Below are 23,255 nucleotides of genomic sequence, written 5' to 3' on the forward strand. Positions count from 1 at the left end.
CACAGTTTTCATTCACATCCTCGACAATGACAATGGTGCTGGGCAGGGTAACCCGCATCAACTTCATCACCTCTTTGACGATGGGGTGAATATGCAGCAGTTTCTCCTTCATCTCGCTCGAACGGGAGAAAGTCAACACCTGTTCCACAAGCGATTTGGCTCTTTTGGCGGCTTTAAGAATTTCATCCAGATAGGAGAAGACGGCGGGATCAATGTTTCTATCCCGTTTCATCTTAAGGCGTATGATTTCCGTATAACCCATGATGGGCGTCAGGACATTGTTAAAGTCGTGAGCCACCCCACCGGCAAGAGTGCCGATGGCCTCCATTTTCTGAGTGTGTCGCAACTGTTTTTCAAGTCGATACTGTTCCGTCACATTCTGGGCGATAACAATCAGGCCTGAAACCTCATCCGGTGTAATTTTGACTGGAGAACAGGTGATCTCAAACACAACCTCTTCGCCGTCGATCCCCAGCAGACCTGTTTCAATGGTGCTGGTTTCTATCTGTCCTGTTCTGATACTGTGCTGGTAGGCACAGTCCTCACATGAAGATGTTTTAATGCAGAAAATTTCGTGGCAACGTTTACCGAAAGAATTGGGGTACCGTTCCTCCACCGCCCTGTTCAACCAATGAGCCCTGTGGTTCCGATCAAAATAAATCATGACACCGGTAAAACCATCAGTTATGGCCTGTTTCTGGGCTTCGCTTTCTCTCAGTGCGGCTTCCAGTTTATTTTTTTCAATGAAATTCGGTTTATCCACCATATTCTCAGTTCCTGACAAGTACTGGTGTGCCTACTGTTGACAACACAGTATACATTCGAGAAAACAGAAAAATCAAACAAAAGGTCCAACAACCATATGAAATAAAGGAAATAGAGAAAAACTTCCACCCCAGGTCAGGGCCCTTTTCTTTTTCCCTTGACGCCCTGGGGACCAGTCATTATTTATGAGAGTTGATACTCGATTTACAACTGCTCTATCTGAAAATCCGCGAGCGAAGATTGTATCATCGCAGTCGGTATTTTCATGTTTTTTTTGTGGCCCGGCCATAGAATTCGGCCCGACCGGTTTATCCAGAACCCCGTGACGGCTTCGTGAATATTTTTCGGGTAACAATCTGAAAAATTGATATAAATTAATTAATCACATGCATTTGAAAATCCAGGTACTTTCCCAGATGAAAACTCCCTGTAAAGAGCCACGACGGCCCGAAATTGAATACCCCTGCTCCTGGGTCTACAAGGTCATCGGTCAGGACTGCAGTCTGCTGAAAGACGCCATCATTGATGCCTGCGGCTCCCTGTCCGTAACCATCAGCCACTCCCATTCCAGTTCCGGTGGAAAATACCACAGCCTCAATGCCGAACTGACGGTTCACAGTGAAGAAACCAGGCTGGCCATATACGAGTCCCTCAAAGCCAGCCCGGTTGTGAAACTGGTTCTCTAATCAGCAAACCATGAACACCTCTGAAAAAAATCCTGAAAAAAAATCACAGCTCGTTGCTGCCCTGCGTGAAGGGGTTGCCGTCGTCCAGATGGTTCTCTTCAAGGAACTGAAAACCATATTAACCGGAAAACACCCTGAGAAGGGAGAAAGATTCCTTTCCATGCTGGCCGGTTCCATCACCAATGAACTCTTCGGTACACAGAATCCGGCAGAAAAATTTGCCCGCTTCAGAAGGGAGCAATGGGGGGAGATTGAGCAGGAACTCCTCGGACTCAAAGATGAACTCCCCGAACTCTGCCCGAGAATCACCGATGCTCTCAGGATCCAGGTACTCTGTGACCACCAGGAGGGAGAGGACAGCTCACGGATTCTTGTTGCGGCAAAGGAATTCGGTGTTCTGACGGAGGATCGGGAAATCCCCCTGCCCTCCACCTTCATGACCCTGGTAAGACTTCTGGGAGAAGAACATCATCTCATCATCGCCCCCGCACAGATCAGTCCCGAAGATGACGGGCTTGTTCATTGACCCGACTGTCAGTTTCTTTCCAGCAGCCGCACCTGCACAACTCCCCGCACCGAATTGCAGACAAAAAGTGCTTCGGCATTCCGAACCATTTCCCTGGTAATGATCTCCTCCTGCAGCTTCACGGCTGTATCGGCGAGAAGTTTTTCCCGCATCACACCGCCCAGCAGGCCGCAGGAAAGAGGTGGGGTCAGGTAGCGGCCCCCGTCGTAGAGAATCAGATTGGTGATACTTCCCTCTGTTACTTCGTCTCTTTCATTGCAGAAAAGCAGATCAAAACAACCCATTTCTCCTGCATTTTTAAAAGCTGTATCAAAAATATCTCTGTGGGTTGTCTTATGATAGAACCAGATTTTTTCCGAATCAACAACCGTTTCGGAAAAAGCAACCAACGGCAGGCCGTTTTCCCTTGCAGGACGGGAAGGCAATGATGTTCTGAGAGGTGCCTGACATTCACTCCGGGTTATATCAACCCGGCCATCCTTCCTCAAAAGAAGCCTGACCCGCCTGCAACCGGAGCCATCAAAAGCTGAGACAGTTTCCCTCAGCCGGACGCGAATAATTTCATCATGAAAAGAAAATTTGAAGAATCCGGCACTGAGGGCCAGACGTGCCAGATGTTCCTCCAGGAGCAGAAAACCGCTATCCGGTTGCCAGAGCATGGTTTCAAAGAGAGAAAAATCAGGCTGTGAGTGGGTCAGAAACCGTCCCTTGAGAAGGGATTCCCGCCATTCATCATCCGGGTCTGAATCGTAGGTGATACCGGCTCCGATTCCCATTTCCCCATTGTTTTGCCAGAGTCGGACTGTCCGGATGGGTACGTTGAAGGCTCCGGTCATGTCCGGCGCAAGGTATCCAATGGCACCGGTGTAAACCCCGCGCTGCTCCTTTTCAAGTTCGTCAATGATCTCCATTGTACGAATTTTAGGTGCACCGGTGATGGAACCACAGGGAAAAAGGGCCATGAAAAGTTCCACCAGGCTGATTTTTTCCATCGTGAAGTCGGATGTTCTGGCCCGCACCGTTGAAGTCATCTGCAGAAGAGATTCATAGGACTCCACATCAAAAAGAGAATCCGTATCCACCGAACTGCGACCATACCCATGGACAAGCCGGGCAAGATCATTGCGGAGCAGATCAACGATCATCACATTTTCACTTCTATTTTTACCGTCGTTATGGAGGTATTCGGCGTAAGCAGTCTCCTCAATGACATTCCGCCCCCTTTTCGCCGTACCTTTCATGGGACGAACAGTGATTCCAGAACGGTCCCTTCTGAAGAACAGTTCCGGTGAAAAGGAGAGCATTCTCTCCGCGCCATTTCGGATATACGCCCCGTAGGCAACTGACTGGTTGCGACGCAGGTCCAGATAGAGTTTCTCTGGCGATCCCTCAAAATCAAAATGCAGTTTCATCGTATAGTTGACCTGGTAGGTATCTCCGGCGCCAATATACTCCCGCACCTTTCCAAGAGCATGGACGAATTCATCCCGCTTCATGTTTGAGCGCAGATTGCTGAGTGTGTATGCTGTTCCGTTCATTGGGGGAGAGCCACCGCCCGGCAGATTGTGTTCTCCCGTGAGGTGATCAAACACACGGGGTTTTCTGAAAACACCGAAATCCGCAAGCAGCTCCGGCCCCGGGCTGCGTGGTTTTCCATACACATCAATATCGGTTTCCAGGATGACACCAAACTCGTAACCAAACCAGCCCGCCAGGTAATACCCCTCTTCCAGGAGTTGCTGCAGTTCCTGCAGATAGCGCACCGGATCCTCCCCGGTTCTACACTGTTTTCTGTCAACCGGATCCATAAAGAGCAGAGATCGGCTGTTTTCACTGTCCGGACGTGATGTGTCAAGGAAAACGAAATCCCCTCTTCCGCTCAGGTATTCCAGCAGTTTTTCCAGTAAGGGTTTCTGAATGGTGTACATGTTAATCCAGCTCCCGGCCTCAATTCTCTCACACCTGCCCTGGATCCATCAATCCACAGGAATGTAACTGCTCACAGGATCAGTATATTTCACAGGCTCATTTCTCCATCACAGACACACGGAGTCAAAGAGTTACGATTTGTTTTACTGATGCAACCAATCAACATTTCTCATTGCCATTCCATTGCGGACCCGCGGGAAATAGCCTATAGTAGCGTCCGTAAGCATCTCTGAAACAGTTGTAATTCTGTGTGTCTTGTACTATTATCACCCGATATTGCTAGCACGGCAAGACATACACCTGAACAACCTGGAATATTTCCCCGTTTTTCCAGTCAGGTCAAGCTCCTTAAGGAGGTATCAGATTATTCATCCCCTGCCGGGTAAGATATTTAACCTAAATCCGTCTTTGCAGACAGTAAAAAATGCAATTTCCGGATTCCGGACGTTAAAACTTGCAGGTTTTTTCAATACAACAGGCATACATCAACAGTCACAACAAAGGAGATAAAATCATGTCGCGAAAGATGGTAACCATAGACGGCAACCAGGCTTGCACCCACGTCGCCTACGCCACCAGTGAAGTGATCACGCTGTATCCCATTACTCCATCTACTCCCCTGGCCGCGGAAGCGGATCAGAAATCGGCTGCCCTGCAGAAAAATATCTGGGGAACAACTCCCATTGTCAACCAGATGCAATCAGAAGCAGGTGTTGCCGGTTCCATTCACGGTTCACTGACAACAGGCGCCCTCTGCACTACCTTCACGGCATCCCAGGGTCTGCTGTTGATGATCCCGAATATGTATAAAATTGCGGGCGAATTGACCCCCACTGTTTTTCACGTGACGGCACGGGCCATTGCCTGCCAGGGTCTTTCCATCTTCGGTGACCACTCGGACATCTACTCCGCCCGGCAGACCGGCTGGGGCATGCTCTGTTCCCAGAACGTCCAGGAAGCCATGGACATGGCCCTGATTTCAACTCAGGCCACGCTGGCCTCTCGCATTCCCTTCGTTCATTTCTTCGACGGATTCCGGACTTCCCATGAAATCCAGAAAATTGAAGAGCTGACCCATGACGATATGCGTGAAATGATAGACGAAGAACTCGTTTTCGAACATCGCAGACGAGCTCTTTCCCCGGACAGCCCCACCATTCGCGGGACAGCACAGAATCCTGATGTCTACTTCACTGGTCGGGAAACAGTCAATAAATTTTACAACGCCACTCCGTCCATCGTCCAGGAAACCATGAACAGGTTCGCCTCCATCACAGGACGGCAGTATCATCTTTTTGATTATCACGGTGCTCCGGACGCGGAAAATGTTGTTGTCATGATGGCTTCCGGCTGTGAAACCGTTGCCGCCACCATTGATCACCTGATTGCCCAGGGTGAGAAAGTAGGTATGGTCATCGTTCGCCTCTACCGTCCTTTTGACTGCAAGGCGATGGTTAACGCCCTGCCGTCAACGGTCGAGCGTATTACAGTGCTTGACAGAACCAAGGAACCGGGTGCATCAGGAGATCCACTCTACCTTGACGTCCGTGCCGCTGTGGGTGAAGCCATTGAAACCAACAGCTCCATCTACCCACCGATCATTCTAGCAGGGCGCTACGGACTGGGATCCGCCGAATTTACACCCGCTATGGTCAAAGCCGTATTCGACAATATGACCGCCATGGCTCCCAAACATAAATTCTGCGTTGGACCAAACGACGATGTGACCTTCTCCAGCCTTGACTACGATCCTTCCTATAATATAGAAGGTGATGACGTCTACCGTGCAATGTTCTACGGACTCGGCTCGGATGGAACCGTCGGCGCGAATAAGAACACCATCAAAATTATCGGCACCGAAACCGACAACTCCGCCCAGGGGTATTTTGTTTACGACTCCAAGAAATCAGGATCGATCACCACCAGTCACCTCCGTTTCGGCAAGAATCCGGTGGTTGCCCCCTATCTGATCAACAAGGCCAATTTCATCGCCTGCCATAACTTCACCTTCCTCAATATGGTTGACATGCTCTGCAACCTGGAAGAAGGTGGCACCTTCCTGCTCACAACCAGTTATGACAAGGATACGGTATGGGAACATCTGCCGAAGAAGGTTCAGCAGGACCTGATTGCCAAGAAGGCCAAATTCTATATCATTGACGCTATTTCCCTCGGCCTGGCCCTTGGACTCGGCGCCCGGATCAACATGATCATGCAGACGGCTTTCTTTCTCATCTCCGGTATTCTTACCCAGGAAGAGGCTATCAAGGCGATCAAAGATGCCATCAAGAAAACCTACGGCAAGAAAGGCGACAAGGTCGTCCAGATGAATTATGACGCCGTTGACGGTGCAGTTAAGAATATTGTCGAAGTTCCCCTCGTAGACAAGATTGACGGCCACGAAATCCCGCCGGTTGTCCCTGAGACAGCAACGGATTTTGTCAAGGAAGTTACCGCGAAGATCATTGAAGGTAAAGGTACTGAACTGAAAGTTTCCCAGATCCCTGCGGATGGCACATGGCCTACTGGAACAACCCAGTACGAAAAACGGAACATCGCCGTTTCCGTTCCGAGATGGATCCCTGAAAACTGCATTCAATGTGGACAGTGCGCCCTGGTCTGTCCCCATGCGGCAAACAGGATTAAAATTGTTCCGGAACTTACTGATGCTCCTGAAAATTTCCTGTCCAAAGAAGCTGTCGGCAAGGCCTTCAAAGGTCAGCAGTTCGCCCTGCAGATCTTCACCGAGGACTGCTGCGGCTGCACCCTCTGTGTGAGTGTCTGCCCTGCCAAAACCAAAGCACTGGAAATGATCCCCAACAGTGAGGAACTGCAGGAAGTTCAATCTGTCAACGTGGACTATTTTCTCTCCCTGCCCGAGATTAATCCGGCTGATATCAATGTCGCCACGGTGAAAGGCAGCCAGTTGAAGCAGCCCCTGTTCGAATTCTCTGGGGCCTGTGCCGGCTGTGGTGAAACCCCCTATATCAAACTGGTTTCACAGCTCTTCGGGGACAGAATGTATATCGGCAATGCTACCGGCTGTTCCTCCATATATGGAGGCAACCTGCCCACCACCCCCTATTGCAAACGAGAAGACGGAAGAGGGCCAACCTGGGCCAACTCCCTCTTCGAAGATGCTGCGGAATTCAGCGCCGGAATGCGCACTACCGTCAATAAACTTGCCCAGCAGGCAGGTGAACTTCTCAATACTGTCGTTGAAGCCGGTCTGGTTGCAGAGGACAAGGCCAGAGCCATTCATGACGCGGAGCAGCTTACCCAGATTGATATTGAAGCCCAGCGTGCCCGTATTGCTGAACTGAAAGCGGTCCTGGAAAAAACCGGCGATATCCGGGGCAAACGTCTTATCTATCTGGCCGATTACCTGGTGAAGAAATCAGTGTGGGCTTTTGGTGGTGACGGTTGGGCCTATGATATCGGTTACGGCGGTGTCGACCATGTTCTTGCTTCCGGTGAAAATGTCAATATCCTTGTAATGGATACTGAAGTTTATTCAAACACCGGCGGTCAGATGTCCAAGTCCACCCCGCGGGCGGCTACAGCTCAATTTGCTTCCAGCGGCAAGAAGATGCCCAAAAAGAACATGGGTATGATCTTTGCGACCTACGGCAATGTCTATGTGGCCCAGATCAGCATCGGTGCCAACCCGGCTCAGGCCATCAAGGCCATCGCAGAGGCGGAAGCCTATGACGGACCGTCCCTGATTATCGCCTACGCCCACTGTATCAACCACGGTATCAATATGGCACTTGGACTTGAGCAGCAGAAGAAGGCGGTTGCCTGTGGACACTGGACTCTGTACAGGTACAATCCGGACCTGGAAGCCCAGGGCAAGAATCCACTGATCATTGATTCAAAGGAACCCACCATCAGCTTTGAGGAATACGCACTCGGCGAAAACCGTTATCGTCTCCTCAAACGGGTTAATCCCGAAAAGGCAGATGAGCTGATGGCCGAATCCCAGAAGGATGTGACCAAGAGCTGGAGATTTATCAAGAGCCTGGCCGCTGCCCTGGAACCGGAAAAAGAAGAAAAAGAATAGATTCAAGGTAAAGAGCCTGAATCCGTGTAAGCATTCACTGCAATGCAGGATGATTTTTTAAGCACATTTCAAATCGACACGGATTCAGAAAAAAAAGGGCCGGATGTTTTTTAACCATCCGGCCCTTTTTTTATCCCTGGTATCAGAAAGTCGACTGTAATTGCCCACAGGCACCTCAGCTTCTCACGGTCTCTTTTGTCTGCATAGGGCTATAGCGAAGAAGAGCCTGCAAGAATCTGCAGCACCTGTGAGCAATTACAGTCGGCTTCCTTACTTCTTTTCAACTCCGGTTTCGGCTTTAGCCTTTGCTACCTCCGCTTTCAGTTCTTCATATTCTTTTATAGACTGCATAACAGACTCATCCTGACGTTTCTTGATCTGCTCGACTTTTTCCTTCACCTTTTCCGGGCGCATTTTCAAACCCTTGGCCCCGAAGAGTGTGGCGGCCAGATATTTAAAGGAAAAGAGCATCAATTCCACATCATCTTCCCTGATTTTTTTGATAGTCTCTTCGTCCAACTCATAAATTTCAAGAAAGGTACTCTCGAAAATAAACTTTCTGAAGGTTGCAAGGTCGGTTGAAGCCATGAAGAACATGCGCTTTGCCTGCTCCGAAAGACTGGCCTGGATACCAAAAGATTTCCGCCGCATCACCAGCCGCAGCCACTCCTTGTTCATCTCGTCACGAACATCGACACCCTGGTCGGCACGCCATTCCCGTATGGTCCATTCCTTGTCTTCTTCAAAACCCTTACAATGGTCCTCACGGACAATAAAGAAAAATTTCTCTTCAGCTGACGTCATTTCATTGCCGTCACTATCCCTACTGCCACCTTCATGGAAATCAGCCATCCCCACCGGATAATACCTGCAGGCGGTGGGTCTGTCCGAATACACTGTACAACCCTCCGGGGTGACAAAGGGACATTTGTTATCTTCATCCCGCAGTTTAATCATCACTCCCGGCATGTCAGTTTTTTCCAGATACGTCGGCTGGGTATATTTCTGTAGAAATTCGTGGGCCGGTATCTCCAGCCGTCGGGTAAGTTTCAGGATATCGTACGGGGTCAGCACAATTTTTATGCCACCGCAACAGGCCGTAAAGCATTTTACTCCCGGATGACAACGAAATTTCAAAGAGCTGTCCAGGCTCAGTTTTTTGGGTTCAATTGAGGAAGGATTCTTTTCCTTTCCGAAAAGAGTTTTTCCCTTTTCACTTTTTTTATCTGTCATTCCATCACCTTAGAAAATATATAAAAATGGCGGTTACCCGCATCGGGTAATCTGCATTTCAAGTTCATCAATGAGTATTATGGAAGAAATCATCCATTCCTCCACGAGCAGTCTATAGTAAACTTCCCTGCTCAAAGTGTAAACAAATTTAACCGTAATTGGCAAGTTCGGAGTTTACGCTTACCTGCTGCAGATGTCAGGTTCAATAGTACCGATGTATTCGCATGCTTCAAGCCATTGACAGCAGAGCCCCACACGAGCAGCAAGCCTGGCGGACTTCACCTCACAATTTAAAACGCAGCTTATACAAACTGTGAAAACGGTACCCTTTATTTTCTTGCAGTTTTGATTAATAATGCGTATATGTCAATCATTTCGGAAAACCCTGTTCATGTCCATTTATATAAAACAGGGGTAATTACTCACAGGTACCCCGGCTTTTCACGGTCTCTTTCGTCCGCATAGGTAGGCTATAGCGAACAAAAGAGCCTGCAAAAATCTGAGGCACCTGTGAGCAATTACAGTTCAGAGGTAATAAAACCATATAATTGCTACCCCTGTGAGTAGTTACAAATAAAGAATAATCAGCCCTGAAAGTGGTTAGATCTGTTTCATTCAGGAGAGGCCCCTTGGTTAAAAGTATTTTAGACGAAATCAGAAAAGTTCAGCTTTCGCCGATGGATTATCTGCCCCAGAGAGATCTTCGGGAAAAGCTGGTTGATCTGGTTCTTTGTGGTGTTCCTGAAAATGCACAGAATCCCGGAAAAAAACTGCTCACGGATTTGAAAAATGAACTCCTCAGTAAAAATGTAGAAGATGTACGCGTAGTGGTCTTTGGTGGCGGGACAGGCCTGTCCAATCTTATCGGGGGTGACAGTCGGCGTTCGACCTGGATTAAGAACCCTTTTTGTGGGTTGAAAGAAATTTTTCCAAATACAAGTTCCATTGTCTGCGTGACCGACGATGGCGGGTCTACCGGAGAACTGTTGAAAGATCTGCCTCTTATAGCAATAGGCGATATCCGTCATGTACTGCTTTCTTCCATAAAGCTCAGAAGACTCAAAGAGAAATATTCTATTGTTGACGGCCAGGCTGATGAAATCGCAAAGATACTGCACCAGTTATTCAATTACCGTTCTCCCGGGAAAACATCGCTGAAGCTTTCAGATCTGGCGGTCGTTCTGGCCAGACTCGATTTTCTGCCGTCATTATTAAAAAGTTATATACAGCAACTGGTGTCACATCTTTTTTCTGATATCAGGTTGGCTGAAACTCTCAAACGGCCACATTGTTTTGGAAATCTCCTGGTTGTGGCGGCTATTTACCGTGAAATTGATGGGGAAATCAACAATTCTGAGATTGCAGATCGACCAGGCCTTCTTGAGAAAGCAATATTTACAGGCCTGAACCGGATGGGAGAAATCATAGGGGCAGGTGAGCGTGCAGTTATGCCATGCACCACGACTCTGGCCGAGTTGAAGGTTCGTTATACAAATGGTGTGGAGAGTGTTGGTGAGGACAGGTTAAGCAAGGCAGAACGGGGGGTGCCCGTTGAAAGCGTTCATGTGAATTACTTTGATGATGTGCGCGTATATAAGGAAGTCTATGAGGAGATTGCCCGGGCGGATATTGTAATTCTTGCTCCGGGGAGTCTTTATTCATCAATTATCCCGGTTTTCAAGGTGGCGGGGATGGCGGATGCTGTAAGGAGGAACAGAAAGGCTCTCAAAATTCTTATTTCCAATCTGTGGGTACAGGCAGGGGAAACAGATCGCAGTATTGCTGACCCTCAAAGAAAATTTCATGTTTCAGATATGATCAGGGCCTATGAAAAGAATATACCCGGCGGGACTGAAGATCTTTTCAATGAAGTTATCTGTGTTTCTCTTGAAAATATTCCGGCATCTATTTTGCAACGTTATGCTGTGGAAGGGAAGATCCCTATATTTCTCGATCGGGAAGTTCTGAACAGCCAGCACTATTATCCCATTGAGTGTGGTGTGTATTCAAGATATGCCCTGAAAAATGATAATGTTATCCAGCATGACCCTGATACCCTTGCAAAGGCTGTATTGACATTGTTTAACGGTCGGAAATGTTTTGGGAAAAATAATATTAATGAAGATTGCCGGAGGAAAACCAGGGAAGAGAGTTCCGGTAGGGAGCAGGTTTTTAATGGAAATCCGGTATGTCGGGTATTTTGCAGCAAACCTTTTCCATTCCGGCGTTACAGTGCCATTAAAGCATGGCTTGACAGTCTGGAAATTGCCCATATCGGTTGTGAAAAGGATATAAATATTGGACAGGTGAAAGAAGATTCCTGCGAGGTTCTGTGGAGTCATCCTGTGATTCCTCTGGCCCATCTTGAACATGTAAAGGGTCTGCATTGCATTGACAAATCCGAGTGGAACAGGGATCAGAGGTGGGATAATGTTTTTTCTTTCTATGACCCTGAAGATGGTTGTATCAAAATTCGAGAAGATCAGTTCGGAATCCGGCCAAAATTTGAAGTGGCCCTGATGATTGCCCTGGGGGAATCTCTGCTCGGTAATTATGCCCTGAAAAAGGAAATGGTGGATATCATGGTCGATGGGTTGTTTTTAGGCCGTGCCTATCATCTTTCTCTTCGTAACGAAAAAGAAAGATGTTGCTTTTTCAACCCCATGCAACTGGATACATTTTTGAAACTGGCAAGGATGTGCGCAACAGAGGATGAAAACCATTATACAAGGATTGTGAACCGGGGAGAGGGATTTACACCACCCGGTTTATTGATGGGACTGATGTATGCGTGGTATCTCGATAACAGGTTGGCGACCCATATAGAGTACAAGATGTCCGTTATGAAGATAAGCAGCACAGATTTGATACCGGAACAGTTAAAGATGTCAAAGAGAAGAAAAAGAATGATTATGTTTTTCAGGGATGTGGTTTTTGGTCATGAGTATGAAAAGAGTATTCAGGTGTGATTGTGAGTGAAAAAAGCAGTATGAAAATATTGATAATTGATGATGATGAAATAATCCGTGAACTGTTTCGCATGTGGCTGGAAAGAGCCGGGTATGAAGTCTACGATGCAGCGGATGGAAGGGAAGGAATGGCGATCCAGGCGAAAACACCTGTGGACATGCTGATTTGTGATCTGATTATGCCTGTGCAGGAGGGGATTGAGACCATTACTCTCTTCAGGGATAAATATCCTGAAATTGGAATTATTGCCATTTCTGGGGGAGGAAAGATTGCTCCCGGTTCTTATTTGACTATTGCTGAACATCTTGGGGCCTGGAAAGTTTTTACAAAGCCGGTGGATATGATACAGTTAATGAAAGACATTGAAGAATGGACCGTCAATCGTGGGTAATTGCTACCCCTGTGACCAATTACAATCGTGGAGGCGGAGATTCTTCTGAAGAGGAATAATTGATCTCTGAACCCCAAGGGCAACGATGGAGTGTTCACAGGTCATTTTTCCGGGCATCACGTATTGGATAGAAAGATGGATAAAAAGATCAATACCCTGGTGGTTGATAACAATCCAGTTTTGCTGAAACTGATTTCCACCTTGCTGCAACGGGAAAACTGTACTGTTGAAACTGCGGAGAATGGTCTGCATGCTATAGAAATACTGGAGGAATTTCGTCCTGACATTGTTTTTACAGACCTGATTATGCCCCAGGTCAGTGGTGAGCAGTTGTGTAAGATACTTCGCAGAACTAAAAAATTCAGAGATGTTTTTATTGTTGTTCTCTCTGCAACGGTGCTGGAGGACAGTGACAGAATTTTCAGGGAAACTGATTGTGATCTTTGTATCGCCAAGGGAAATCTAAACGAGATACGAAACCATCTTCGGGATGCATTAAAAGAATACAGGGGTGAAAACGGAAAAAACAGAAGGAATTATGAAAAAACAGAAAAAGATGCAAGAATTCCAAAAGGATTGAGGCCTTCTGAGGTCACGACGGAACTGTTGCTGGAAAAAAGGCATCTTGACAAAATTCTTGATAATCTTGTTGAAGGTATAATCGAGTTAAATGCTGAAGGAAAGGTTGTTTCGGCCAACAGGGCTGCCCTGGAAATTATTGATCTGGGTGAAGAAAAAATTATCGGTGTCGTCTTGTCGGAAATCTGTTCATGGGGAAGTTTTCAGGCAGAAATTGCTGACTGGATTCAGAAAAACCTTATTGATCGCCGGTTGGAATCACTTGAAATTATCGAGAAGAACCCTCTGGAATTGAATGACAGGATTCTCACCGTCTCATTTGTACCGATATCGGATAAACCGCCATGCCCGGACCCTGCGGCTCAGCCACAAAAAGCCAATGAAAATCCAGACTGTGGCAATACAACTTTAAGCCAAGGATTATCAGACAAAGAAAATGTTTTCGGCCTGTGTATTCTCAGAGATATAACCCGCCAGTTTCGAGCGGAAAAAGAGAGGCGGGAACTTGATAATGCGGTCAGGTTGATTACCAAGATGGATGCCATGAGCCTGATGGCCGGAGGGGTTGCCCATGATTTTAACAATCTTCTCACGGTGATCTGTGGGAATCTGGATATTGTGGTTGCCAGGGGAGAGACACTTGATTCTTCTGAGAGGGAACAACTGATCCAATATGCCCAGAAAGCCGCTCTTGTTGCTGTAGATCTGACGAGGCAGATTTCCTGTTTCTCCAATTTCGGTATTGTCAGCAGGGAAAAGGTTCATATCCGGACACTGATTGAGAACAGTCTGCAGGAATTTGCCGAACATACTCCGATCGACTATGAATTCGAAGTGAGACATGACCAGTGTTTTGTCTATGTTGATCCCGAGGAAATAGCTGGTGCAATGGGCAATGTATTGCAGAATGCGCTGGAAGCAACCGACAGTGGGACGATCAGGGTCGTTGTCGATCATGAAATATCTGATCAGCGCAGGTTGATTCAAGGTCAATATGTGCCCGCCGGAAGATATGCCAGAATTGACATAAAGGATTGTGGCCGCGGAATTGACAAGGAAAACCTGTTCAGGGTTTTTGACCCTTATTACTCCACCAAGGAAAGAAGTTCCCTGAAAGGTATGGGGATGGGCCTGACAATTGTGTATGCGACCCTGCGGAACCATGGTGGTTATGTTGTTGTGCACTCCGCCCCATCCGAAGGAACTATGGTTTCACTCTATATTCCGGAATTACTGCAATCAACAGATAGACTGGACCTTCCCGTTGAAAAAATACTCAATGGCCTGCAGTTGCTGATGATAGAGCCTGACATGCAAATGGCTCAAATAGGCAAGATTATGCTTGAGCATCTGGGAGTGATAGTTAAAACAGCAGGTACACGCCGTGAAGCACTGGAGTATGTTCAGGAGGAAAAAAAACAAGGGTTTTCAGGACATCATGTGGTTCTTCTGGACCTCTCAGTGGAGCAGGGGGGAGCAGCGGAAAACACCTGCAGACTTCTGCTGAAGGTTGAGCCGAATCTTAAAATTATTGCCACCAGTGGCACCATTCTGGACCCGGTGATGGAGGATTGCAGGAAACATGGCTTTATCGGGGCCCTGCCCAAACCATATAATATGGATTCCCTCAAACATGCCATTATATCAGCGATATATTCCTGAATCTCTTCTGCCTGAACTTGACCAGATCTATTTCTTTCTACGACCCCATCTGTTCATGAGAATAATTCCTGCGACAAAAACGGGTACACCGGTGAAGGGGTGATTGTTGTGGAGCAGGATGAGTGCTGACAGGCAGAAAAGTACTCCAAGAGAGACTCTGTTCATTATTTCCTCAGCATGTTTGTGATATTTCCCGCCAGAGATGACGGAGTCTTTTTTCTGAAACAACCATTGCGGTTTTTATTTCGGGAGAAAAAACAGAAATCCTGAATTCTGCGATCATTCGTCGATAATCTTCCAGGAGTTTTTTCCCTTCTGCTGAGAGTTCATCTGTTCTTTTTTCAAGTTGTTGCAGATTGATGATGTGCGGGTGAAGTTGTTTTTCCTTGGCACCATCCTTTGCCGGGTTGATTGCAAATCGTTCAACACGGATTTTGAGACTTTGCAGATATCTTTTTTTATCCTGGATCTCTATATCTGTACCGGTTGACAGAAACGAGGGAGAAAAAATATCGTCAAGGAGCCGGGTAAAAAATTGTGATTTTTCTTTCAGGAAACTATTTGTCCTCTTATCTTCCGGGAAGGTTTTTCGTATTGTATCTAAAACCTCTTTTCGAATCCTGAGAAGATTCAGCAGTTCATTGCAGACAGCCGCTCCCGCCTGATAAAAACCCTCCGACTGGATACGGGTCACCTTTGCCCTGAAAACAGAATGGGATTCAATTTCTCCATCCGGGCTGTCAAACAGGGAACGCATAATGAAATCGAGCACAGCTTTGACCAGTTCCTGACGTTTTTTTCCATGGCCGAAGAAACTGAGAACTGAGGGGCCGGAAAGAGTTGTTGTACACATTTTTTTAATCGATCTATACTGTCCAGGAAACTGCAGTCTGTACAGATGCAGCATTCCCTCCCGGTTTTTTTCCTGAGCTGTGATCATGTTTCTTTCAAATTTAATCTTTATAACACCTTTTTCCTGGACAAAATAAAGAGAGGGGTAGAGAAAGCCGAGGCCATCACCACTGGTGGTATAAAGGGGCAGAGCTTTTGGCAGGTCATCAAAATCCCAGGTTGTAAATTCTTTATCCTCCCAGGATTCTACCAGGGTGGTTATCCGGGGATCTGCTGGAATACCTGAGGTATTTACGGGTTTGAGTATTTTTTCGTCAAGAAGCTTCTCCAGGTCTTTTCCCCGACCGATTGTGTTTCCCTTTTCGTCAAAGAGGATAAATCCGGGTTTGAGATGTGAGGGGAGATCAGAGGGCCAGTCAGATCGGCGTATCAGTATTCTGAAATGCTTGAGTATGGAGGATTCAACAGCCCCGAAAAAGGAGCCGTTATAAAGATCAATATCGTCCAGAATGGTATCCACGGTTCTGTTGACGGGAACAAGTTGTTTACGTACTGATTTAGGCAGTCCTTTCAGGAGAAAGGTCAGTTTTTCATGGAGCAGTCCCGGTACCAGCCATTCAAAAAAATGGTGGGAGACGGTTCGGGCGAAGTCTACGGGAAGTCTGAATGTTACACCGTCACTGGCGGCAGCCGGAGTAAAATTATATTCCAGGCGTATGGTCATATTGCCGACAGTTACCGAATGGGGATAATCCGCCAGTTCGTTTTCTCCTGGCTTTCTGAGGAGGATATCTTCTTCCCCCATAAAGAGGAACTTTTTGTTTTTTTTGTTCTTTCTGTTTCTCTGTCGTTTTAAAAATCCATTCAGGCTTTTTCGGTCAAAAACCGATTCAGGCAGCCTGTCATTATAAAAATTATACAGCACCATGGGGTCGACGACTATACCCCTTGTTCTCAACCGTTCTTCTGTCTCTTCCCATGACCTGACCAGGGAAAGATTATGTTTGAGAAAATCATATTTCCCGACAAGTTCCCCCTGTACGAGGGCGCTGTTGATAAAAATATCACGGGCCTCCCTGCGGTTCTTCCTGTGCCGTCTGCCAAAATTAACCTTTCTGCCTGATATGATACGCAGGCCGAAAAGTGATACATTCTCCAGGGCCATGACAGAACCGGTTTTTTTATGATAAACCGGGCGGGACCATGAATATCTGCAGATGTCAGGAGCGACGGTTTCAATCCACTCCGGTTCAATGGTTGCAATGGTCAGGGCATAGAGTCTGTTGGTTTCAATGAAAGAAGCGGCAACAATCCATTCTCCGCTCTTTTTGAACTGATGAGAGCCTGGAAAAATCATCAGTTCACGGCCGCGGCTGTTTTTATAGATTTTTTTCTCTTTTCTACAGGCAATATTGCGCAGGAATCCTGGAAGAAGTGCCTTGTGGATCTGTTCATAGGATGCATCGACACTGTTGTTGACAAACCCCTCTCTCTTTTTCAGGATTCGCTCAAGCTGATCATGAAGATCGAGCCATTCCCGCATCCGCTGGAAGGAGAGATAATTCGATTTGCAGAACTTTCTGAGTTTTGACCACGATCTGGATTCTTCTCTGAAAGTCTGAAACCGGTTCCAGATATTCAAGAGAGATATGAAGTCAGAATGGGGATGGGCAAAGCTTTTATGGGCAATGTCTGCGTCCAGCTCCCGTTCCGCCGGACGGATTCTCGGGTCCTGGATAGCGAGAATGGCGGAGATGATTTTAATTTCACGAAGACAGTTGTGTTCCTTTGCCGCAATAATAATACGGGAGATACAGGGATCAATCGGGAGATCCGCCATAATCCGGCCCATTTTGGTCAGACGGTTTTTCGTATCAATTGCTCCCAGTTCCCGGAGGAGACGGTATCCCTCTCTGACGGCATTGGAATGGGGGGGATCAATAAAGGGAAAATCGGCGGGATGACCAAGCTTGAGGGCAATCATCTGCAGGATGACTTCAGCCAGGTTCGAGCGTTGTATTTCAGGGAGAGTGTAAAGGGGTCTGGATTCATAATCTTCTTCAGAGTAAAGGCGGACACAGATCCCCGGTCCGACCCTGCCGCATCTGCCTTTCCTCTGATTGCAACTGGCTCTGCTTATTTTGCTTACGGGAAGGCTGGTGGTTTTCGAGCGGACATTGTAGCGTGAAATTCGGGCCAGGCCTGAGTCTATTACATATCGGATCCCTGGAACTGTAATGGATGTTTCGGCAACATTGGTGGCAACAACGATTTTCGGTTTATTAGTTGGTTGAAATATCTTTCGCTGGTCTCCCGCATGGAGTCTCCCGAACATGGGCAGGATAACAGCATAGTCGATATGTTTTTCCAGAAGAGTGCAGCATTCTCTTATATCACGCTCAGTCGGCAGGAAGACGAGGATGTCCCCTGGTAATTCTTTCTTGAAAAGATCGCGAATTACAGCAACACAATGATCCAGGAGTGTTTCTCTTTCTTCAATAATCTCAGGAGGGAGAGGGCAATGTCGGATTTTGACTGGATAGGTTCTCCCCTCAATATTCAGGACCGGACAATGATTAAAATGATCCGCAAAAGCCCGGGTGTCAATTGTTGCGGAAGTAATCACCAGCTTCAGATCAGCACGTCTGGCGAGAAGGTTTTTGAGATAGCCGAGAAGAAAATCAATGTTAAGGCTTCGTTCATGGGCTTCGTCTACGATTATGATATCATATTTCAGGAGGTCCGGGTCCCTTCGGGTTTCTGCAAGCAGTACGCCGTCTGTCATGAATTTTATTCGGGTTGAACGGTTGGTGTTATCATGGAAACGAACCTTGCATGCCACAAATCCTCCTGTGCGTCCGAGTTCTTCACCAACCCTGGCTGCCACGGTTGAGGCTGCAATTCTACGGGGCTGAGTGCAGCCGATCAGTCGGTGGTTTCCGGGGAATGCCTCAAGGCACATTTTGGGTATCTGAGTGGTTTTTCCGGACCCTGTTTCTCCTGCAATAACGGTAACCTGATTGTTGCGAAGAGAGTTGATTATATCCTCTTTACGGGTTGTGATCGGCAGCTCTGCAGGGTAAGAAATGGACCTGATAATTTCTTGATTTTGAACGAAATTGCTCATTTCTGGTCAGACAATAGTTAAAAAAAATGGATGTCATTGATAAATTATGGTAAATGTCTACATGCCTTGTCAGCGGCTGGAGCATATTTCATTCTGATATCTGCAATATGCCGCATAATACATACCATACTGCCCGATTTTTTCATGTCAAACATGTGGATAATGGGTGGGAATAAATTTAACCTAAATTCTGCACTTGAGAAAATGAAAAAATGTAATTATGACTTGATTTCAATATATTATGATGTGTTTAGAGAACTTGTCAATTGCAGGATTTAGGTTTAACTATCCGGACATTATTCAGAAATAGAGGTTTTTATGAAAATACGTAAAGCCGTCATCCCTGTAGCCGGTCTCGGGACAAGATTTCTTCCGGCTACCAAGGCCATACCGAAAGAGATGTTGACCATTGTCGACAGACCGACCATTCAATATATTGTCGAAGAAGTTGTCGCGTCCGGGATTGACCAGATCATATTTATTACCAGTGAAGGGAAATCGGCCATAGAAAATCATTTTGATTATAATTTCCACCTGGATTCGGTTCTGAGAGAAAAAAATAAAATCGCCCTGGGTGAAGAACTGAACAATATTTCAAATTTGATTGATATTGTTTCCGTCAGACAGAAAAAACCGCTCGGTCTCGGACATGCCATATGGACCGCAAGGCATGTTATCGGAGATGAACCGTTCATGGTTCTTCTGGGAGATGATATGGTGCTGAGTGATGAACCCTGTGCAAAACAGATGCTCAATCTCTTTGAAGATGTCGGCGAATCCATTGTAGCCATTCAGAGGGTTCCCATGGAGGAAACTCATCAATATGGTATCGTTGAAGGTGAAGAGAATGGTCGCAGTAAAACCTTTCGTGTTACCAGGATGGTTGAAAAACCGGCACCGGGAACAACCGATTCCGATATGGCTATCATTGGCAGGTATATTTTAATGCCGGATATTTTTGATATTCTGGCAAAAACCACTCCCGGTCATGGGGGAGAGATTCAATTGACGGACGCGTTACTTGCTCTGACCAAAAAACGTTCAATGTATGCCTATGAGTTTGATGGGACCCGTTATGATGCCGGAGACAAGATGGGATATCTCAAAGCGATTATCGCTTATGGCCTGCGTCATCGTGATATTGGCACTCTTTTACGAAAACATATTATTGAAGTTGCGGCTGATCTATGATGCATCTTGAAGTTGCCGTTGCGGCTCCCCTGCGGGGGAGCCTGACGTACAGCTGTCCGGCTGATGACGAAACTCCCGATCCTGGAAAAGACGGGAGTTTTTTTATTGGCAGAAGAGTGTTGGTACCCCTGGGAAGAAGGAAGGTGACCGGGTATGTTCTGTCCGCCGGGCCGGAAGAAGAAAAAGATTTTGTCATAAAAAGAATCACAAAATTTCTTGACGACAAACCCCTGTTTCACGCCAATATGGTCCCTTTTTTCAAATGGGTTGCGGATTATTATCATTACCCGACGGGCCTGGTTATAAAGAGTGCTCTGCCTGCGGGGCTTGCTCCGAGATCAGTGAAACAATTGGTAGCCGGAGAAAATGCGGCAGAACTGAAAACCGTCTTTCAAAGATTGGCCCAGGAATTCTGGGTCAGAAAAATAGTGGAAAACGGCGTAATCAGCGTGGCTGAAACAAAGAAACTGCTCAGGGATGCGGAAACGTGGAGAGAAATTCGGAAACATATCAGAAAAAAGAGATTATCAATTCGAGAAACTGTGGAAGCAGACAGTATCAGGGAAAAATATGAAACATGTTGTGAAATAGACTCTATTGTAAGAGAAAAAATAGAGCAGGTGTATTCAGAGCAAGAGACTGACTTCGGTTCGCTAAAAAAAAAATACAGTGTTGTCCTTGGGATCAATCTGAAACTTTCGGAATCCAAAGTACTGTTTTATCTCCTTAAACTTCATAAACAGAATAATCACGCAATGGTTCCTCTCCGGGATCTGAAGAAGCACTATCCCTCGGCGACCGGACCATTAAAATCACTGGTTGGTAATGGAATTGTCATTAAGGCCGATCTGCGGGTTTACAGGAACCCTTTTGGTGAACAGCTCAGTTTTTTTCCACGCCCAGGGAAACTTACCCATGAACAACAGAGTGTACTCGAAAAAATCCTCCCACCGATCCGCGCAAAAAAATTTACTCCCTTCCTGTTACATGGTGTGACAGGATGTGGCAAAACCGAGGTGTATCTGAGAGCGGCTGAAGAGACCCTGGCCATGGGAAGAGATGTGCTGGTTCTTGTACCGGAAATTGCACTGGCAACCCAGCTTGAAGCACATTTTGTCTCCCGGTTTGGCGATCAGGTCGTTCTCCTTCATTCCGGATTAACCAGAGCGGAAAGGTTCGATCAATACCATAAAGCGCTTTCCGGAAAGGCTCATATAGTTATTGGTGCACGGTCAGCACTTTTTGCTCCTCTTCCGGACCCCGGACTCATAGTTGTTGATGAGGAGCATGACACCGGATTCAAACAGGATGACAGTTTTCGATATCATGGAAGGGATATGGCCGTTGTCCGTGCCAGAAATCATGATGCCGTCGTTATTCTCGGCTCGGCGACTCCTTCCATCACCAGTTATGCCAACACCGATTCCGGGAAATATACTTTGTTGAGCATGAAAAAAAGAGTGGCGGACAGGCCTCTGCCGGTAGTGACTATTGTTGACCTGACCAGAGATGGTGGAAAGGGAAAGGGAAAAAAGAGTATTATACGATCAATATTGAGGGGGCGTCTGGAAAAGAATTTACAGATGAAAAATCAGAGCATCCTGCTACTGAACAGAAGAGGGTTTTCCACCTCTCTCATATGCAGAGATTGCGGAACACCGGTTCAATGCAGTCATTGCAATGTATCATTAACTCTGCATAAAAACAGGGATCGTCTGCTCTGTCATTACTGCGGTTTCTCCCTGTCGGCAAAGACTGTCTGTTTTGAGTGCAGATCAATGGATCTTATTCCGGCAGGATTCGGTATTGAGCGGGTTGAGGAAGAGGTGAGAGAGCTGTTTCCAGAAGCTGTTGTGGCCCGTATCGATTCAGACACGGCGGCGGACAGAAGACAATTTCTGAAACTCTTAAGAAAAATGCAGGATGGGGAAATTGATATTCTTATCGGTACCCAGATGATTGCCAAAGGACATCATTTTCCCGGAGTTACTCTGGTTGGTATTGTCTGGGCTGACGGCGGTCTTTCCATGCCGGATTTCCGGGCAGCAGAAAAAACCTTTCAGCTTATTACACAGGTAACGGGGCGGGCGGGGCGGGGTGAAAAATCCGGTGAAGTGATTATCCAGACCATGCGACCGGACCATTATGCTATTCTCTATGCCCAGCAACACCAGTATGACTTGCTCTATCAACAGGAGATGCGTCTGCGGCGTTCTCCCGCTTTCCCTCCCCATGTTCGTCTGGTTGCTGTTCGAATCGAAGGAAAGGTGGAACAGGAAGTGCAGAAAACGGCCCTGATGATCGGACGTTTTCTAAGAGCCACCATAGAAAACAAAAAAACAGGTCTGGCTGTTCTCGGACCGGCTCCGGCCCCGCTTGACAAGATAAAGGGCAGGTACCGCTGGCAGCTATTGATCAAAGGGAGAAACAGTGATGGGCTCCATGACGTGGTGATCCGACTGGAAAAGGAGAAGACTGGTCTGGTTACCGGAGACTGTCGGCTGATTATTGATGTTGATCCTGAGAATATGATGTGACCTGTGAGTAATTACGTGCCGGTTTATTCGTCAGTAAAATAATGGCGTAGTGATTCCAGATTGGTTTCGATTTCTATTTCCAGTATCTGAGCAAGGCTGTTGAGGGTGACAATTGCGTTCTGATCTGCATCCCGGACACTTATGTCCCTGATTCGTTCAAGCATTCCCTTATTGACTTTTTTTACCACGTCATACCGAACAAGGATATTGTTCAGTTCGAAATCTGCCGTCTGCTCCTCTTCCTTGAGGAAATATTGGCGCAGGAGATAGGCTGCAACGGATCGAAATACCGATTCATCAACCGTCGCAAAGGGCAGGTGAAACCGGGCGAGAGGCCTGAGGAAATCCATAACAGGGCAGCCGCTTGTGGCCATAAGCAGGCCGAGAATGGAGGAAAGGCCTTTCTGGACTGTTGTATCCTTGCTCACCACACGTTCAGGAGAACTGCAGGATACACTGCATTTTTTATGGGAGGGGCATTGGATAAATGTTGAAACGAGTTCAGCGATATTTACGGCCACAGGACAATGGCTGTATGTTTCATCATCCAGGGAACAGGGTGGACATTGATGGTGAGGCAGCAGGGCCCAGGAGGGTGGGTTTATCTTTTTTTCTCTTATAATTCTTGATCTGCCGTCCAGAACCACCCTGAAATTTTTTCTGCTGCCATCTTCAAAAGTAAAACAGTAATTGTATTCACGTCCGGTCTGTATCATATTCTTTCAGAAAAGTGTGTAACGGCAA

General features: G+C 46.9%; 14 protein-coding genes. 8 read left to right on the top strand and 6 right to left on the bottom strand.

What is annotated here, in order from left to right:
- Window positions 1–766, bottom strand: a 766-nt coding sequence (locus tag ACXLDX_RS07105; RefSeq protein WP_457576496.1) for a histidine kinase dimerization/phospho-acceptor domain-containing protein, incomplete at its 3' end; no start/stop codon positions are given.
- Window positions 767–1,181: 415 nt separating this feature from the next.
- Between ACXLDX_RS07105 and ACXLDX_RS07110 the strand changes: the two genes are divergently transcribed.
- Both ACXLDX_RS07110 and ACXLDX_RS07115 read left to right on the top strand, forming a co-directional pair.
- Window positions 1,182–1,451 (top strand): HP0495 family protein, encoded by a 270-nt coding sequence (locus ACXLDX_RS07110; protein ID WP_457576497.1) that lies wholly within the window; start codon window positions 1,182–1,184, stop codon window positions 1,449–1,451.
- A gap of 10 nt (window positions 1,452–1,461) precedes the next feature.
- Window positions 1,462–1,977 carry a hypothetical protein gene (locus tag ACXLDX_RS07115; RefSeq protein WP_457576498.1) on the top strand — a complete coding sequence of 172 codons (516 nt, stop codon included), beginning with the start codon at window positions 1,462–1,464 and terminating at the stop codon, window positions 1,975–1,977.
- Window positions 1,978–1,985: 8 nt separating this feature from the next.
- Here ACXLDX_RS07115 and pabB read toward each other — a convergent pair whose 3' ends face one another.
- Window positions 1,986–3,905, bottom strand: coding sequence for an aminodeoxychorismate synthase component I (pabB, locus tag ACXLDX_RS07120; RefSeq protein ID WP_457576499.1), 1,920 nt, complete (start codon window positions 3,903–3,905; stop codon window positions 1,986–1,988).
- 515 nt (window positions 3,906–4,420) lie between these two features.
- Here pabB and nifJ point away from each other — a divergent pair.
- Window positions 4,421–7,969: a pyruvate:ferredoxin (flavodoxin) oxidoreductase gene (gene nifJ / locus ACXLDX_RS07125; protein WP_457576500.1), complete on the top strand. Its 3,549-nt coding sequence runs from the start codon at window positions 4,421–4,423 to the stop codon at window positions 7,967–7,969.
- 270 nt (window positions 7,970–8,239) lie between these two features.
- Here the strand turns inward: nifJ and ACXLDX_RS07130 are convergent, their stop codons facing one another.
- Complete coding sequence (locus tag ACXLDX_RS07130; RefSeq protein ID WP_457576501.1) at window positions 8,240–9,202, bottom strand: YkgJ family cysteine cluster protein; 963 nt, start codon at window positions 9,200–9,202, stop codon at window positions 8,240–8,242.
- A gap of 629 nt (window positions 9,203–9,831) precedes the next feature.
- Here ACXLDX_RS07130 and ACXLDX_RS07135 point away from each other — a divergent pair.
- From ACXLDX_RS07135 to ACXLDX_RS07145, 3 genes are all read left to right on the top strand, one after another.
- Window positions 9,832–12,171, top strand: coding sequence for a gluconeogenesis factor YvcK family protein (locus tag ACXLDX_RS07135; protein WP_457576502.1), 2,340 nt, complete (start codon window positions 9,832–9,834; stop codon window positions 12,169–12,171).
- A 2-nt stretch (window positions 12,172–12,173) separates the two neighbouring features.
- Entirely contained in the window at window positions 12,174–12,563 is a 390-nt protein-coding gene (locus ACXLDX_RS07140; protein WP_457576503.1) for a response regulator, read from the top strand.
- Window positions 12,564–12,698: 135 nt separating this feature from the next.
- Window positions 12,699–14,804 carry an ATP-binding response regulator gene (locus tag ACXLDX_RS07145; protein ID WP_457576504.1) on the top strand — a complete coding sequence of 702 codons (2,106 nt, stop codon included), beginning with the start codon at window positions 12,699–12,701 and terminating at the stop codon, window positions 14,802–14,804.
- A gap of 27 nt (window positions 14,805–14,831) precedes the next feature.
- On the opposite strand, the gene ACXLDX_RS07150 is transcribed toward ACXLDX_RS07145, so the two are convergent.
- Window positions 14,832–14,969: a hypothetical protein gene (locus ACXLDX_RS07150; RefSeq protein WP_457576505.1), complete on the bottom strand. Its 138-nt coding sequence runs from the start codon at window positions 14,967–14,969 to the stop codon at window positions 14,832–14,834.
- Between the two features lie 7 nt (window positions 14,970–14,976).
- Window positions 14,977–18,783 (bottom strand): ATP-dependent RNA helicase HrpA, encoded by a 3,807-nt coding sequence (hrpA, locus tag ACXLDX_RS07155; protein WP_457576506.1) that lies wholly within the window; start codon window positions 18,781–18,783, stop codon window positions 14,977–14,979.
- A 318-nt stretch (window positions 18,784–19,101) separates the two neighbouring features.
- Between hrpA and galU the strand changes: the two genes are divergently transcribed.
- Both galU and priA read left to right on the top strand, forming a co-directional pair.
- On the top strand, window positions 19,102–19,974 hold the full coding sequence (gene galU / locus ACXLDX_RS07160) for a UTP--glucose-1-phosphate uridylyltransferase GalU (RefSeq protein WP_457576507.1): 873 nt from the start codon (window positions 19,102–19,104) through the stop codon (window positions 19,972–19,974).
- Window positions 19,971–22,511: a replication restart helicase PriA gene (priA, locus tag ACXLDX_RS07165; RefSeq protein ID WP_457576508.1), complete on the top strand. Its 2,541-nt coding sequence runs from the start codon at window positions 19,971–19,973 to the stop codon at window positions 22,509–22,511. Before galU ends, priA begins: the two co-directional genes overlap by 4 nt.
- A 23-nt stretch (window positions 22,512–22,534) precedes the next feature.
- On the opposite strand, the gene ACXLDX_RS07170 is transcribed toward priA, so the two are convergent.
- On the bottom strand, window positions 22,535–23,227 hold the full coding sequence (locus ACXLDX_RS07170) for a DUF6901 family protein (RefSeq protein WP_457576509.1): 693 nt from the start codon (window positions 23,225–23,227) through the stop codon (window positions 22,535–22,537).
- Window positions 23,228–23,255: the final 28 nt, after the last annotated feature.

This window comes from Desulfomarina sp. (assembly GCF_054039375.1).

Excerpts from the sequence above, each read along its gene's own strand:
- ACXLDX_RS07110 (WP_457576497.1), top strand. The coding sequence starts at position 1,182 with ATGAAAACTCCCTGTAAAGAGCCACGACGGCCCGAAATTGAATACCCC.
- ACXLDX_RS07115 (WP_457576498.1), top strand. The coding sequence starts at position 1,462 with ATGAACACCTCTGAAAAAAATCCTGAAAAAAAATCACAGCTCGTTGCT.
- pabB (WP_457576499.1), bottom strand. The coding sequence starts at position 3,905 with ATGTACACCATTCAGAAACCCTTACTGGAAAAACTGCTGGAATACCTG.
- nifJ (WP_457576500.1), top strand. The coding sequence starts at position 4,421 with ATGTCGCGAAAGATGGTAACCATAGACGGCAACCAGGCTTGCACCCAC.
- ACXLDX_RS07130 (WP_457576501.1), bottom strand. The coding sequence starts at position 9,202 with ATGACAGATAAAAAAAGTGAAAAGGGAAAAACTCTTTTCGGAAAGGAA.
- ACXLDX_RS07145 (WP_457576504.1), top strand. The coding sequence starts at position 12,699 with ATGGATAAAAAGATCAATACCCTGGTGGTTGATAACAATCCAGTTTTG.
- ACXLDX_RS07150 (WP_457576505.1), bottom strand. The coding sequence starts at position 14,969 with ATGAACAGAGTCTCTCTTGGAGTACTTTTCTGCCTGTCAGCACTCATC.
- hrpA (WP_457576506.1), bottom strand. The coding sequence starts at position 18,783 with ATGAGCAATTTCGTTCAAAATCAAGAAATTATCAGGTCCATTTCTTAC.
- galU (WP_457576507.1), top strand. The coding sequence starts at position 19,102 with ATGAAAATACGTAAAGCCGTCATCCCTGTAGCCGGTCTCGGGACAAGA.
- priA (WP_457576508.1), top strand. The coding sequence starts at position 19,971 with ATGATGCATCTTGAAGTTGCCGTTGCGGCTCCCCTGCGGGGGAGCCTG.
- ACXLDX_RS07170 (WP_457576509.1), bottom strand. The coding sequence starts at position 23,227 with ATGATACAGACCGGACGTGAATACAATTACTGTTTTACTTTTGAAGAT.